Origin of the sequence: Streptomyces sp. NBC_01390 (genome assembly GCF_045040105.1) — a bacterium.
Lineage (GTDB): Bacteria > Actinomycetota > Actinomycetes > Streptomycetales > Streptomycetaceae > Streptomyces.
Map to the genome: position 1 here is coordinate 6,674,979 of NZ_CP109551.1, position 14,640 is coordinate 6,689,618.

Sequence of the window (14,640 nt, forward strand, 5' to 3'; positions counted from 1 at the left end):
GCGTGATCGCCGCCATTAAGCCCGCCGGGGCCAACACCCGGGGCCTGCTCGCGTACCTCTACGGCCGCGGAACCCACGACGAGCACTTCGACCCGCACATCGTGGCTGGCTTCGCGATGCTCGGCATGCCCGACCCCGGCCGCTACGAGAATGCCACCCTCACCGAACTCGGTCACTACCTCGACGAGCCGGTCTCCTTGCGCAACAGCGAGTTCGGCAAGCCGGTCACCGACCACGTCTGGCACTGCCCGGTCCGCGCCGCCCCCGAGGACCGGCACCTCTCCGACGCAGAGTGGGGCGAGATCGCCCAGCGCATCGTCCAGGCCGCTGGCATCGCCCCCGCCGGTGACGACCTGGGCTGCCGCTGGATCGCCGTACGCCACGCCGACGACCACATCCACATCCTCGCCACCACCGTCCGCGAAGACGGTCGCCGCCCCAAACTCCACGGCAGCGGTGTCCGCGTCGGTGACGCCTGCCGCGAGATTGAGAAGGACTACGGGCTGCGCCGGTTGAAGAAGGGCGACCGCACCGCCGCCCGGCGCCCCACCCAGGCCGAGATGCACAAGGCCGAACGCCTCGGCTGGGAAGAGCCCAGCCCCGAGTGGCTCCAGGACCGCATCCGCGCGGCCATCCCCCACGTGACCAACGCCGAGGAATTCATCGCCTACCTCGAAGTCGGCGGCATCGAGGTCCAGGTCCGGCGCGGCCCGTCAGGGGACCTCCTCGGGTATGCCGTCGGCCGCCCCGGCGACGTCAATGGGGCCGGCGAGCAGATCTACCACCCCGGAAGCAAAATCTCTCCCGACCTCTCCCTGCCCAAAATCAAGGCCCGCCTCGAATCCAGTAGGCCCGAAGAACACCCCACCGCCCGCCGTAACCGACCCAGCACTCCCTGGCAGCGGGCCACCGACGCCCTCGACATTCTCCACACCGAGATCACGGACACGGGCACCGACGACGCTGGTGATGCGCGCGCCCAGGCCCACATCACTGCCCTCGGGGAACTGATGGAAGCCACTGCTCAGAAGGCTCCCTCAGACCTGCGCGTCCAACTGCGGGCGGCCAGCGAGGCATTCGTTCGTGCCCAGCGCTCTCAGATCAGGGCGGAAGACCGCGCCGCCCATGCCCTGCGGGCCGCAGCCCGCGACATCGTCAACACCGCCACCGGCCCCGACGGCAGCGTCCTCGCCGCCCTCATCGCCGCCATGGTCTGGGCCGCCATCCTCGCCGGCCGCTGGCACGAGGCGAAGGGCCACGCCCACCAGGCCGACGCCGCCCGGCAAGCCGTCCAGCACCTTCAGACAACTGCCGACCACGCCCTCGCACCCACACTCACCGAACTCGAAGCCCGCCGACCGAACGAAGAGACCCGTCGCACTCTGGCCAACGACGTACGCGCGGCCGTTCCCGAACACGCTGACCGGATTCTCGCCGACCCTGGCTGGCCCGCCCTCGCCACCGTCCTCGCCGATGCCGAAGCCGGCGGCCACAAGCCCCACCGACTCCTCAAAGAGGCCGCCGCCCAACGCGAGCTGACCACCGCTCGCCAACCCGCCCGCGTCCTGATCACCCGAATCCAGCACACCAGCCGCAACCCCGCACCCAACCGCCGCGCCGAAGCAGCCCGCCGACGCTCGACCATGATGGCCGCAGTCCCCGCCCAGCAGGCCCGAAACCTCCAGCCCCCAGCGGCAGCCCCGACATCCGCAGAACAGCATCACCGACAGCGCCGGTAGACCCCGTCAGAACCACAGGGGTGGAGTGACCTGCAGTATCCGGGCGGGTCACCGTGAAGGTTGTTTTGTGTGGGGATGGAACGCGTATCCTGCGCCGGGTGACCGACCTCGCAGCAGTGGATGACGCCCGGGAGACCTCCCTCAGCAGGGATCTTGCGGCGATTACCAACGCCTTCGATCTCGGTGAGCTCACGGAGCCGCCTCAGTACCTGGCGGACGGCCTGATGAACCGCAACTGGCGGATCGGTACCACCCGGGGCCGCTTCGCGGTGAAGCAGATCATCGACGTGCCGCTGGAGGCGGCCCGCCGCAATCTGGGGACGCTGTCGGCGCTGGCCGCGGACGGGATCCCGGTCTGCACACCGCTGGTCAGCGGTAGCGGCGACACCGTCGCCGAGGTCGAAGACCACGGGTACTGCGTCATCGAGTGGGTGGACGGCGAGCACGTACGCGGCAGCGACCTGCCCCTGGACCATGTGTCCGACCTGGGTGAGCGGCTCGGCCTCATTCACCGCGCGTTGGCTGCGAACGCCCCCGCATCCGTGCCTGCCGTTCCACCGTCGGCGGAGGTTGCCTCGGTGGCGAAGGCTTTGGAGGCGGCGGACCGTTATCTGGCCACCGTCGCTGCCCTGGATTCCCCTTCCGCGTTCGACCGGTCCGTTGCCGAGGCGATGGAACAGCGCAAGCAGCTGCTCGGGAAGTACGGCGATCTGTACCCGAAGGGCGATGTACCAGTGGGCCCGTACGGCTGGACGCACGGCGACTTCCAGTACCGCAACATCCTGTGGCAGGGCGGCCAGGTGGCAGCAGTTTTGGACTGGGACCGGTTGCGGGTGCGTCCGTATGCCGAGGAGGTCGCGCGGACGGCGCAGGTGCAGTTCGGTGTCGAAGGACGGTTCGATCTGGAGCGGGTGAGCGCGTTTGTCGGCGGCTACCGACGTGTGATCGACCTGCCCGTCGAGGATCTGGCCGACGGGGTACGCCGACTGTGGTGGAAGCGGATGACCGATTTCTGGCAGTTGAGCTTCCACTACAAGCGCGGCGATCACGGCTTCGACGATCTGTTCCTGGACGACGAGGCACTCTTGCACTGGTGGACGGATCGCCTGGATGAGGTCCGGGCCGCTATGACGGGATAACCCCGGCCGCCTTGAGCTCGGGCAGGCGTGGTCGGGTGAACGGCAAGGACTGCTCGCGCGCCCGCTTGCCCAGCAGTGGATCGGGGGCTGCCCTGATCGCTGCGGCCCACGCCTCCGTACCAGCGTCGCCGGGGATGATCACGCCGCCGTCACCGATCGCTTCGCGGATGCCGCCGCGGTCGGCGCCCAGGCTTGTCAGGCTGTGCAGACCGGCCTCGATGATCACGCGAGGGAAGGCGTCCTCGACGGTGGAAGGCACCAGGAGCAGCCGGTGAGCTGCGTAGAGCGGGCTCATGTCGTAGGTGCGGCGCGCATAGGTGACGTTCGGATACGTGGCGAAGTCGCCGGAGGTGTCCCACCAACCCTCGACCAGCGTGAACCGCTGACCGGGCAGCCGGTCGATGAGCTGGTGCAGCAGGGCGGCGCCCTTCTGCGGCACTGGGTTGACCATGAGGATCGCGTCCCCGGACGGCTCGGGGCCCGGCGCCGGACGGGTGAAGGGCGGATACAGCAGCACAGCCCGCGTTCCTGACTGCACGCGCGCCCGGGACAGGACGAACCGGGAGACGGCCAGGGCGGTTTGCGGGCTGCCGTGGAGAACGTTCAGGCTGGTCGGTGAGACGGAGTGCAGCCAGGCGGCCACCTGTGTGGTGTGGCGTGCCTGGGCGGCGAGGTCGGCTGCGCCTTCCTGCGAGGTGATCACCAGGTCGGGTGCGAGTTCGGCGAGGGCGGTGGCGAAGGCGGAGTGGATCCAGTCCTGGGCTACGGCCCGGCAGTGCACGCCGTTCCACTTGTAGCGCACTTCCTGATGGCGCACCTCGTACGGGACGTCGTGGGTGCCCAACTGCCCGCGTAAGGCGGGCAGTTCGCTGGCGCGGTTCCATGGCGCCTCGTGGGAGCCGAGGTAGGTCACCTGCCAGCCCGCGTCGGCGAACTCCTCGGCGAGGAGCTGTTGGGATACCTCGGCCCCGCCGATCAGCAGTGGCGGCGGGGTGCGGCGCCAGGCGAACAGTACGGTCGGCATGGTCACCGGCTCCAGGCTTCGACCAGGTCCTGCACGGTTTTCGCGATGTGGCCCGGTGGTGCGTCGGCGGGGAGCACGGTGATCTGGCGGGTGATCGGCGGCTGGGGCTTGTCGAGGAAGTAGGCGCGAGCCTGGGCGAGGAATGCTGCGTCGTGGAGGAAGTACTCGCTCTCGGCCAGGGAGCCGGCCTCGGTCCGGCGACGGCGCCGCAGCGTCTCGGCAGACACGTCGAGGTAGATGGTGTGGTCCGGCCGCAGGTGTGGCAGCTCCTCCAGGCGTCGGCGGACCTGGGCGTGCACCCGGAAGCCGTAGAGCTGATCCATGGCGTAGGCATGGGCCATGAGGGTGTCCACCGAGCGGTCCAGGATGACCAGGCGGCCTGGGTTTTCGGTGGCCTGGGCAACTCGGTCGGTCTCAGCGGTCATGAATGTCTCGAACGCGGTGAACTGTTCGGAGGCCGAGCAGGTCCGAGCCGGAGGGATCGGGTGGGTACGCCGGAGGTGGCGGACGTAGCAGCCGAGGAACACCGCCCTGTCGGCCAGTTCGGGGGTGGTGCGCAGGTGTCCGATCGCGGTGGTCTTGCCGCCGTAGGAGGGGCCTTCGAGGCAGATGATCGTCACGATGTCTCCTGGCGGTAGAAGCGTTCGGCGTACGCGGGACCGGCCCGGTTCGGGGTGCCGGGGCGGTCCTCGGCGACGGTCCAGGCATGGCGGATGGGGCGGTACATCTTGGCCGCGGGGTGCATCTGGGAGCCGTGCAGGTGCAGCAGCGTGACCTTGTCGAGCAATACGTCTGTGATGTCGGAGAGTTCGGGTACCAGGCTGGTGCCGGTGCGGGCACGGAACAGGTGCTGGTCGCAGCCGGTGAGGGCGTAGGTGGACCAGAACGCGAGGTCCTCGAAGAACCAGCGGCAGCCCAGGCGACGGGCGGCCTCGTGGACCAGCAGGTGGTCGGGATGGCGGGTCACTGCGGCCGGCGCCAGCAGTTCCGCATCCGGATGCCCGGCCAACAGCCCGCGCAGTTCCTCGGTGATCTCATCGAGGCGCAGCGGGTCGTACGCCCGGTAGGGAGGGGCGGCGTCCTTGTGGCCCAGCAGATGCTGCGCCGCGCCGAAGGGACGCAGGGTCTCGGCGCCTTCCCGTTCCCGCAGGGTGGAGACCGCCTCCACGTTGGGGTAGGCGGCTTCGAGTGCCGGGTGGACGCTCAAGGAGCGGCTGAAGACCGTGATCACTGTCAGCGGGCGGGGCCGGGCCAGGAACAGACCGGAGGCGGAGAGCGCGAAGTCGTCGTGGTGCGGTTCGATCACCACCACCGGGCGGCCGGCGGGTCGGCGCTCTTCGATGACGTAGCGGGTGCCGCTGTGCGGCGCCGTCACCTCCAGCACCGGGGCCTTGGCTTTGCGGGTGGCCGTCTCCTCCTGCCAGTTGAGGTGGGCGGTCATCAGGTCGGTGGGGAAGGTATAGATCCCCTGGGCGTCTGGTGCGGGCAGCATCGGCACGTGGGTCGCCTCCAGGTCAGCGGACGGTGGACTGGTACCAGTGCCGCCAAAAGGTGGCGGATGCAGGCAGGAGACGCGCTGTGATCGGGTTTTGCCACCACACCATTCGCCAGGTCGGCCACTGGTCGTAGCGGCGGGTGGAGGGCCGAACGCGCAGTTCGTCGACGAGGACGACAGGCTGGCGGGTAGCGTCGCCGAGCTGGCGCAGTCGGGCGAAGAACTCCACGTCCTCGCTCATGAACCAGTCGGTGCGGTACCCGCCGAGCGTGCGGAAGGCCGCGATGGTGCAGAACTGGTCCACGCCCTGGGCGCCACGGTGCCTGCGTCGGTAGGCGTCCCAGTACCGGCACAGCAGTCGGGCACCGAGCCGCTTGGGCGTGTAGAGCGGGGGGATCGCTCCGCCGACGTGCAGCCCGGAGACGAGCAGACGCATCACAGTGGTGATGCCCTCGACCGGGACGGCGACGTCGGCGTCGATGAAGAAGAGGTACTGGCCCCGGGCGGCTTCCGCGCCGGTGTTGCGGACCTGCCCGATGTTGCGGACGTCTTCGTGCACGACGCGGGCGCCGAGGGAGGCGGCGACCTCGGCGGTGTCGTCCACACTGGCGTTGTCCACGACGAGGATCTCGCCGCGCTCGCCGGTCGTCTCCTCCCACATCTGGAGGGACTTGATGACGGTCGGTAGATACTGCGGCAGGTAGGCGCCTTCGTTGAACGCCGGGATCACGATCGACAGAGTCGGAGTGCTCACCGCCTGCTCCTTTCGTCCATGGGGGCGGGGGTGCGGAACAGGTGCGGGGTGCGTTCTGCCGCGCGGTGGAGCTGGGCTGCCCACCGGGCGCGGCTGGGCTCGTCGCCGGACTCGACGGCATGGGTCCAGCAGCGCACGGTGTGGAAGGCGACGGACGCTTCTACGAGCGCCTCGTCCAAACTGCGGCCGTAGGCGGCGGTGACGTACTGCCGCTCTTCCGGCTCCACGGCGCTGGTGACGGTCAGGGTCTGGGCGACGTCGAACTCCGGCACGCACAGCGTGGTCTGCGCGAAGTCGATGACGTGAAGGAGACCGGCGTCTGGGCCGTGCTCGGGGATGACGATGTTGTCGCCGTGCAGGTCGCCGTGGCCCAGCACCATCCGGTCCTGCTCCGCGCACGGGTCCGCCATGGCATCCAGGGCCGGTTCGAGCCGGCCCATCACCTCGCGCGAACAGCGGCGGGTCAGCCACGCGACATGCTCGGCAAACGGCCGCACCGGGAGTCCGGCCCGTCTGCCGGGGATCTGGTGGAAGCGGGCCAGCAGGATGCCGAGGTGCTCCAGAGCCTGCCGGCGGGTGATGCGGCCCGCCTTGATGGCCCCGTCCAGCGTGAGATCGCCGAGATCCGCGGTGACGAGCGCGGTCGCCGGGTGCCCGGGGACCAGGCCGCAGCCCAGTACCGCGGGGACGGGGACGATGCCCGCTGCGGCCTCGATCACTCGGCCTTCGCTGATTGCGTTTCGGCTGGCGGTATCCGAGAACACCTTCACGATCACCCGGCGCCCGTCGGCTAGGGCCACGCGGTAGACGGCCGAGCGCGATCCCGCCTTCAGCCGCTGGGAGGAGACCGCGCCGACCGACAGCAGTCCCGAGCAGGCCCGGGCGATCACGGGCTCCACCGCCGCCCCTGTCATCGGGCACCGCCGGCAGCTTCGATGCCCAGTTCACCCATGCCGTTGACGTGGCGGACAGTGGCCCGCAGATGGGCCCGATACTCGCGGACGTCCTCCGTCGCCGGGCAGTTGGCCAGCCACGGCTTCTCGGGCCCGACGAAGTGCACCAGGACCGCATCCGGGTCCGAGCGCACCGGCCGGTCCACCACCCGCCGCACCCAGTTCCCGCGCTCCCAAAAGCGCCCCAGCTCGAACCGGTTGAACACTGCATTGACCGGACACACGGCTTGGGAGGACAGCAGCCACAGGTTCAGCGCGTCCTGGTCGTTGTGAAGGATGTGCCGCCGGCCGCGGACGAGTGCCTGCTCGACCCCGGCGCGGATGGATGCCAGCATCGCCACCGGCATCCACAGCATGCCCGCGTTGAAGTAGACGCGCTCCCGCAGCTGCGGCCACCGCTCGGCCACTCCAGGCAGCGCGTGCCCTGTTCCGCCGACCTGCGGGATGAACTCGTCCTGCACGGCACCCATTTGCCCGTCCGGCAGGTCGTGGAGCGGAACCGAAAGGTCCCCTCGCGCCAGGACGTCCGAGTCGACGTAAATCAGGTAGGGGCGGCGGACGAACGCCGGGGTGAACTGAAACCGCAGGTAGGTGGTGATGCTGATGTACTCGGCGTCCACCAGCCGGGACGCGGCCGATGGGGCACACCACCGGATGTCGAACGATCCGAAACCGAGCCGCCGGGCGAACTGCGCCAGCGTCACGGCATGCGCGGCCGTGAGGTCCAAGGCCAGAACGCGCAGCGCCACTTCTTTGCGCTCTCGCGGCGCCAGCCCGTTCGCCAGTGAGGACACCGTGGCCAGCGCCGGAAGCATGTACCGCTCGTCGATGCATAAGCCGATCGCGTACACCGAAGTCCTCCAAGGGACGAGCCAAGACAGCGACGGGTGATCACCGCACGGCACCTGTGGATGGCCCGGAGGCCATACGAGGGTGCGAATTACAGGTGCTGAAGGTGGCGTTGGAGTCCCCGCTCACCCAGCGGATTGTTGGGGGCCGGGGGGCGGAGGCGGGCGCCGTGCGGGAGGGGAAGGTGCGCCGTGGCCGGGGTCTTCACGAGCCGTCCTCGATACGGAGTTCGGCCCAGACTTCTTTGCCCCATGGGCGCCCGCCCGAGCTGCGCAGGTCGTATCCCCAGCGGTCAGCGACTGCGTCGATGAGGAGCAGCCCGCGGCCCGACTCGTCATCGGCATCGGCCTGGCTGAGAGTCGGCAAGCGCGCCGGCTCCCGGTCCAACACCCCCACACGTAGCCGTGTCGCGCTCGGCCGCTCGACCAACAGGCGAATCTCGTGGCACGGGGTGTGCCTGGTGGCGTTCGCGATCAGCTCTGTGACGATCAGCGCGGCGTGGTCGGCGAGGTTGTCGAGGCGCCATATGCCGAGGACGTCCCGGAGCAGCCGGCGGCCGATCTCGGCCGTGGACGGCTCGCAGGGGAAGGTCTGGCTGTAGACGGGGTGGCCGACGGAGACGACGTGAACTGGCGTAGTGAGTCTCGTCATTGGGGGGAGCCTTCGGGTTGTCTCGGCGCCCGGCCCACCCCCGCGGGGGAACCTCAGGGGCGGGCCGGGCCGTCAACAGCCGCCCGCACGGTGGGGCGTGGCGAGCGACCGACAACAAGACAACTCCCTTTATGAGCAAGGTGATTAGGGCGATCAGCCCTCCTTGCGCCGGAAGGACCTAGGGTGATTTGACCTTCCCTTTACCTGGTGGGTGATGGGGCGTGAGAGCTACCGTGCGGACATGGACACCACGCGCAACACCGTCCTTGAGGCGTGGATGGCCGAACACGGCTACAGCTCCAACAGCCTTGCTGACGCTGTGAACAGGGCTTTAGAGCAGTTGACCGGGAGGCATGGCGGCCTGGACGGCTCATCGGTCCGGGACTGGAAAGCAGGCCGGGTCACGTGGCCCAAATCGGCTACCCGCAAGGCACTTGAGGACGTCAGCGGCCTGCCCGCCGTCGCTCTAGGGTTCGTGCCACGGGGCCGGCCTTCGTCCACCCCAGCCCCACCGCAGCAGGAGGACCCCGACATGAAGCGCCGTACCCTCGTCGGCGGGATCGCGGCGGCTGCCGCCGCGGCAGCCGCCGCTCCCGGCACCGCATCCCCGCGCCGCATTGGCATGAGCGACGTCGACCGTCTACAGAAGCGCTTCGCCGAGATCATCGCCAGCGATCACCGCCACGGCGGCCAACTCGGCATCGAGCAACGGGCCGCCGCGCTCGCCGACGAGGCCCTGAACCTCCAGAACGCCGGCAGCGCCAGCCAGCGTGTACGTAGCAACCTCTACGCCTCCGCAGCCGCGTTCCGTTCCTCGGCGATGTGGGCGGCCATCGACGGCCGCCGCTACGACGTCGCGAAGGCGCACATGCGTGAGGCGCAGGCCCTCGCCGAGATGTCCGGCGACCAGGCGATCAAGTTCCGCATCTGGAGTCACGCGGGCACCATGTACCGCCACATGGGCCGCCCCGCCGACGCGTTCGCCGCCAACGACGTCGCCCGCAACCTTCACCTCACTCGCCGAGACCCCCTGTTCGCCTCCCTCGGCCTGGCCCGGCAGGGCGCCATCCACGGCGCGGCACAGGACCGCACCGGCACCCGTCGCGCGTTCGAGCAGGCGCAGGAGGCCATGCTGCGCGCCGACCCCGCCGACTACCGGCCGGTGTGGATGCTCGCCTTCTACGACCAGGCCGAGCTGGACTCCCTGGCTCTGTCAGCACATTTGGCGCTCGGCGACTACTCGACCGCCGAGTACCACGCCCACCGCTGCCTGTACGCCCTCCGGCCCCACATGGTCCGGTCCCGTGCCATCACCACGACCCGGCTCGCACACGCCCAGCTCGCCCAAGGTGCCCCCGAAGCCGCCACAGCCACCGCGATGAAAGTCCCCGCCGAGGCCGCTACCCAACACGCCCGGGTCACGCGCATGCTGCAGGAGTTCGGAGCCGCGCTACGCGCCACCGCGCCGGGCAGCACCAGCGCGCAGACCTGGACCGAGCACTCCGCCACCTGGAGGATGGCCGCATGACCACGGCGCCCGCCATCGATCTGCGCACCTTCACCACCCTCGACACCGCCCGCGGCGACCTCCTCGACGTGTACGCCGACGTGCGCGCCCCACTGCTCCACCTGCCGAACTACGCGGTCACGGCGTTCGGCGAGCGCCTGGACCGACACAGCACCGAGCCGGGGTTCACAGCCGTCCTGGCGTACGCGGACGGGCATCCGGTCGGCTACGCCTACGGCAACACCATCGAGCACGGCGACCGCTACTGGCAGCGCACCAGCCCGGCGCCGGCGGAGAAGTACACCGAGCGACCGGCCGTGGCCCTGAAGGAGATCGGCGTTCGCCCGACCTGGCGGAAGACCGGCACGGCCCGACGTATCCATGACGCCCTCCTCACCGCACGAGACGAGCCGTTCGTCACGCTCATGGTCAACCCGGCCGCAGGGGACGGAAAGGTCCACGCGCTCTACAAGTCGTGGGGCTACGAGGACATCGGGCAGAGCCAGCCGTCACCAGCTTCGCCGGTTCTCACCGTGATGATTCGCGCTACGCGCTGACCGGTCCCTACGACCGCTAACCCTCTTCGAACAGCTCGGCATGTACCCCCCCCCGGCGGACCGTTGGGCGGGGGTCGCAGTTCGTATGCACCGGACCCCCACGATCCCGTGACGAGTGAGCCTCCATGCTCGAAATCGACCAGAGGCCCATCACCGAAGCTGGCTGGGCTGAGCCCCCGGGCGCCATAGGATCCGAGGGCATCGATACGGATCTACGGGGGTAAGCGTGGAACCCACAGCCATCGGCACCCGACTCGCCTCCGCCGTTATGGGGCCTCTCGTCAAGAAACTCTTCGTCACTGAAGGTCCCGGGGCTGGCCTTATTGACAAGCCGATCCGCATCTCCAGCTACGTATCCTTCAAAGGCGAGAAGCGTGCCCTTACCGAGTCCGACGTCCGCGATCTCGCCGCGAAGCTAGTGAGGCAAGCCGTACGCTCCGGCGAACGCCCCGTCCCTAATGACGAACAGCAGGCCATCACCGATGCCCTGGCCATCACCCTCCACGCCCTCGGAGACCTGTCCCTCACCGACCTCGAAGCCGTACGCCTTGGCCACTCGGCGTTGGCCCGTGAGCTGCGTCGCGCGAGTGACAGTCCCGAGCGTCATCTCACGGCCGACGGCACGTACTTCTACGAGGGCCTGGTTGAAACCGCATGCCTCCACATCCTTCACTTCTTCACGCAGCGCTCCACCTTCGTCGCCCGCACCATGGTCGAGCAGTCGCAGGCCGTCAACGAACTCATCGCCAAGGTCGACGAGTTGATCCGCCGCAACCCGCGGCCCGGGGGCGAGGATGCCGCATTCGAGCAGGCGTACCTGACGTATGTGTCCAAGAAGCACGGCAAGCTCACGATCTACGGAATCGACCTCAACAATTCCCCGAGACGATGGCCTTTGGTCGTGGCGTATTTGAATCTGAAGGCGTCGCCGGTGTCAGGGCTCTGGCGGAGCGCAACGGCATGGGCCCGCGCTAGCGTTCAGGGCCACGATCCCACGGCCTTTGTTCCGTCCCGCCGTAGCTCCTTCCTCGCCTCACTGCCAGCGCATCGCGCCATAGACGAGCCTCAAGGAGTCCTGGACAGCCTCCTGTCGATCATCGAACGGACCGGGCCCAGCCAGGACGGCGCGACGCCTGCCGACACGCTGTGGCTCACCTACAGCTCTATCCGCGACTCGTTCGCAACCCAGCCCGCGGACCAAGCCCTGGCAGCCAACCACCGTGTTCTCCTCCGCGGGGAAGCTGGCTCAGGCAAGACGACACTCGTCCAGTGGCTGGCTGTTGCGGCTGCCGGCCAGGATCTCCCTGATCGCATGGATTACCTCCATGACCGGATCCCTTTCGTTCTACCGCTCCGTGCGCTCACCCGCCACGGCGAACGCCTCCCAGCACCCAAGGACTTTCTCTCCGCCACTGGCTGCCCGCTCGCCGGCACTCAGCCCGACGGCTGGGAGAACCGGGTCCTCGTCGCTGGACGCGGCCTGATCCTCATCGACGGCATCGACGAGATCCCTGAGCGGGAACGCGAGCGGACCCGAAGATGGCTGCAGGAACTAATCGAAACGTACGACGGCGAAAATCGGTGGCTGATTACCTCCCGCCCATCGGCCGTAGGCCAGGACTGGCTAGCTGAAGACGGTTTCATCGAGCTGTCGTTGTCCCCCATGGGCCCCACAGCCGTCGCCACTTTCATCACTCAGTGGCACGATGCCGCACGGACCGATGCCGACGACGCTGCCGATCTCGACAAGTACGAGGGGCAGCTCCTCGCTGCCGTCAGAACCGAGCCAGCCCTCGGCCGTCTGGCCACGAATCCTCTGATGTGCGGGCTCATCTGTGCCCTCCATCGCGACCGACGAGGCTATCTCCCTCACGGCCGCAAGGACCTCTACGAAGCTGCGCTCTCCATGCTGCTCAGTCGACGCGACAGGGAACGGGACATGGCGGGCCCCGAACTCCGCGAGGAGCCACAGATCGATCTCCTCCAGCGACTTGCCTACTGGCTGATCAAGAATGGCCGTACCGAGATGGACCGTTCCCGCGCGGAGGACATCATCAATCGGGCTTTGCCCGCAGTCCCCGAAGTAGCTGCTTTGGGTGATGCGTCGACCGTCTTCGAACACTTCCTCCAGCGGAGCGGCCTCCTTCGTGAACCTGCTCCCGACACGGTGGACTTCATCCACCGCACGTTCCAGGACTTCCTCGGCGCTCGGGCGGCTGTTGAGGAGGCCGACTTTGGACTCCTCGTCGAGCACGCGGCGGACGATCAGTGGGAGGACGTCATCCGCATGGCGGTTGCTCTCGCCCGTCCCCGGGAACGCGTCTCGATCTTCCGGGAACTCGTAGACTTGGGCGACCGTACCTCTGACAAACGCGTTCAGGCCCGCGTCTACCTACTCGCTGCGGCCTGTCTGGAATACGCGACGTCCCTCGAAGCTTCCGTACGCGAAGACGTCGAACAGCGCACCGTCACCCTGATTCCCCCGGGTAACGAGGAAGAGGCTCACGCTCTGGCGGAAGTCGGGCCCTTGATCCTCCGCCTCCTACCTGGCCCTGAGGAACTCGATGACGGGGTGGCTGCCTATCACGTGGCCATCGCAGCTTCCAATGTCAAATCCGAGGCTGCTATCGGGTTTCTGTCCCAGTTCGTTAATCATCCCTTTCTCCCAGTCCGTGCCCAACTTCTTTGGGCCTGGCCTCGCTTCGACAGCGCCCGGTATGCCGAGGAGATCATCGCACGCCTGGATTCGAACGCTCTCACGTACACTATCCAGTCCGACGACCAACTGCATCACCTAAGACGTCTAGAGTTGGAGCCTGAGATTCTGGATATCAGAAGGGATGTGTCCTTGGGGGCGCTGGCCTCGTACGCCTCTCACCACGCGTTCGCGCAACTCACGCTATCGAACGTCGAGACGCCTAATTTAGAATTCCTGGCTCAGCAATTGGCATTGACATCGTTCATCATTAACGATTGCCCGGGCCTGGAGGATATTTCCGCAATTTGCGGACTACCCATTCAGCATCTGGACATCACTGCAGCCGGTTCCGGCATCGACCTGCGACCGGTTTCACGCCTGCAGAACCTGGAATCGCTGGTGATCAGCGGTCCGCCCAGCCTGGTCTGGGCCACGGAATATCTTCCGACCCGCGCTCCGCTGCGCGCCCTGCGCGTGTCAGACGGTGCAAGGCCACTGCGAAAGCTCCAAGGGCTCAGTGATCTTTCCCAGCTTGTGGAACTCGGACTCAACCATGCGTCCAGCCCTGCCTCAGCCGATGACTGGCGGGAGGTTTGCTGCCTACCATCGCTAACCGACCTCAGCGTATGTGCCGCATCATTTGAGACACTTCCGTCAAACACGGTTTTGGCGAATGTCACCAGCCTATCTCTCAGCGGTGGTGGCGGGGAACGCGTCATCCAAGCGGCCGTCCATCGACTGGTCGGATCCTTTCCTCGGCTAATTTCATGCGAGTTCACGGGAGACATGGCGGCAGAAGGCGACATCGACATTACACCGTTGGCTCAACTGTCCGATCTGCGAGATCTCTACATCGCAACGGGAATTAATCGTATTCGGGGTGCCGACGCATTGCCCTCGTGCTTGAACCTGCGCTTTCTGTAAACCCCTCTCGCAAAGGCCAAGCAGGGGTCCTCCCGTCCAGCGGACGGGAGACCCCTGCTCGTTGGCGACCAGTACGGTCTCCGCATCACCCAGTGTCGCGGCGGCCCTGGACTGGAGGCCGAGGAGCCGAAGTCCGACCGCGTCGTACGGGTCTGCCGCACGATCGGGTGACATCTTGACTTGCCTTGCCCTGTGGGGCGTTTGGGAAGGCTGTGGCTGTGCCCAAGCCGTATCCTGAAGAGTTCCGCCAGGACGCTGTGCGGGTCGCGAAGAACCGCGGCCCGGGTGTGACAGTGGAGCAGGTGGTTCCGGACACCGAGTCAGCGTCCGGAACCACCCAGCAAGATCCC

The 14,640-nt window shown here is 67.7% G+C and carries 12 protein-coding genes; 5 read left to right on the forward strand and 7 right to left on the reverse strand.

Features of this window, described 5'->3' with window-relative positions; translation table 11 throughout:
• Positions 1-2 precede the first annotated feature (2 nt).
• Positions 3-1,739 carry a relaxase/mobilization nuclease domain-containing protein gene (locus OG241_RS30135; RefSeq protein ID WP_405819604.1) on the forward strand — a complete coding sequence of 579 codons (1,737 nt, stop codon included), beginning with the start codon at positions 3-5 and terminating at the stop codon, positions 1,737-1,739.
• Between the two features lie 98 nt (positions 1,740-1,837).
• Positions 1,838-2,878 carry a phosphotransferase gene (locus tag OG241_RS30140; protein WP_405819606.1) on the forward strand — a complete coding sequence of 347 codons (1,041 nt, stop codon included), beginning with the start codon at positions 1,838-1,840 and terminating at the stop codon, positions 2,876-2,878.
• Here OG241_RS30140 and OG241_RS30145 read toward each other — a convergent pair.
• From OG241_RS30145 to OG241_RS30175, 7 genes are all read right to left on the reverse strand, one after another.
• Positions 2,865-3,902: a glycosyltransferase gene (locus OG241_RS30145; protein ID WP_405819608.1), complete on the reverse strand. Its 1,038-nt coding sequence runs from the start codon at positions 3,900-3,902 to the stop codon at positions 2,865-2,867. The genes OG241_RS30140 and OG241_RS30145 overlap by 14 nt on opposite strands.
• A 2-nt stretch (positions 3,903-3,904) precedes the next feature.
• Positions 3,905-4,522 carry a hypothetical protein gene (locus OG241_RS30150; RefSeq protein ID WP_405819610.1) on the reverse strand — a complete coding sequence of 206 codons (618 nt, stop codon included), beginning with the start codon at positions 4,520-4,522 and terminating at the stop codon, positions 3,905-3,907.
• Positions 4,519-5,394: a PIG-L deacetylase family protein gene (locus OG241_RS30155; RefSeq protein WP_405819612.1), complete on the reverse strand. Its 876-nt coding sequence runs from the start codon at positions 5,392-5,394 to the stop codon at positions 4,519-4,521. Before OG241_RS30155 ends, OG241_RS30150 begins: the two co-directional genes overlap by 4 nt.
• 22 nt (positions 5,395-5,416) lie before the next feature.
• Positions 5,417-6,151 (reverse strand): glycosyltransferase, encoded by a 735-nt coding sequence (locus OG241_RS30160; protein ID WP_405819614.1) that lies wholly within the window; start codon positions 6,149-6,151, stop codon positions 5,417-5,419.
• Entirely contained in the window at positions 6,148-7,050 is a 903-nt protein-coding gene (locus OG241_RS30165; RefSeq protein WP_405819616.1) for a phosphotransferase family protein, read from the reverse strand. Before OG241_RS30165 ends, OG241_RS30160 begins: the two co-directional genes overlap by 4 nt.
• 11 nt (positions 7,051-7,061) lie before the next feature.
• Complete coding sequence (locus OG241_RS30170; protein WP_405819618.1) at positions 7,062-7,955, reverse strand: glycosyltransferase family 8 protein; 894 nt, start codon at positions 7,953-7,955, stop codon at positions 7,062-7,064.
• A gap of 202 nt (positions 7,956-8,157) precedes the next feature.
• Positions 8,158-8,604 carry an ATP-binding protein gene (locus OG241_RS30175; RefSeq protein ID WP_405819620.1) on the reverse strand — a complete coding sequence of 149 codons (447 nt, stop codon included), beginning with the start codon at positions 8,602-8,604 and terminating at the stop codon, positions 8,158-8,160.
• Between the two features lie 241 nt (positions 8,605-8,845).
• Here OG241_RS30175 and OG241_RS30180 point away from each other — a divergent pair, with 241 nt between their 5' ends.
• The 3 genes from OG241_RS30180 to OG241_RS30190 all read left to right on the forward strand — a co-directional run bounded on the left by OG241_RS30180 (position 8,846) and on the right by OG241_RS30190 (position 14,290).
• Positions 8,846-10,132 carry an XRE family transcriptional regulator gene (locus OG241_RS30180; protein ID WP_405819622.1) on the forward strand — a complete coding sequence of 429 codons (1,287 nt, stop codon included), beginning with the start codon at positions 8,846-8,848 and terminating at the stop codon, positions 10,130-10,132.
• Complete coding sequence (locus tag OG241_RS30185; protein WP_405819624.1) at positions 10,129-10,668, forward strand: GNAT family N-acetyltransferase; 540 nt, start codon at positions 10,129-10,131, stop codon at positions 10,666-10,668. The genes OG241_RS30180 and OG241_RS30185 overlap by 4 nt, the downstream gene beginning before the upstream one ends.
• Positions 10,669-10,894: 226 nt before the next feature.
• Positions 10,895-14,290 carry an NACHT domain-containing protein gene (locus OG241_RS30190; protein WP_405819625.1) on the forward strand — a complete coding sequence of 1,132 codons (3,396 nt, stop codon included), beginning with the start codon at positions 10,895-10,897 and terminating at the stop codon, positions 14,288-14,290.
• Positions 14,291-14,640 lie beyond the last annotated feature (350 nt).

Bases quoted from the DNA above. Each gene is read 5' to 3' on its own strand.
- OG241_RS30145 (WP_405819608.1), bottom strand. From the start codon at position 3,902: ATGCCGACCGTACTGTTCGCCTGGCGCCGCACCCCGCCGCCACTGCTG.
- OG241_RS30155 (WP_405819612.1), bottom strand. From the start codon at position 5,394: ATGCTGCCCGCACCAGACGCCCAGGGGATCTATACCTTCCCCACCGAC.
- OG241_RS30175 (WP_405819620.1), bottom strand. From the start codon at position 8,604: ATGACGAGACTCACTACGCCAGTTCACGTCGTCTCCGTCGGCCACCCC.
- OG241_RS30180 (WP_405819622.1), top strand. From the start codon at position 8,846: ATGGACACCACGCGCAACACCGTCCTTGAGGCGTGGATGGCCGAACAC.
- OG241_RS30185 (WP_405819624.1), top strand. From the start codon at position 10,129: ATGACCACGGCGCCCGCCATCGATCTGCGCACCTTCACCACCCTCGAC.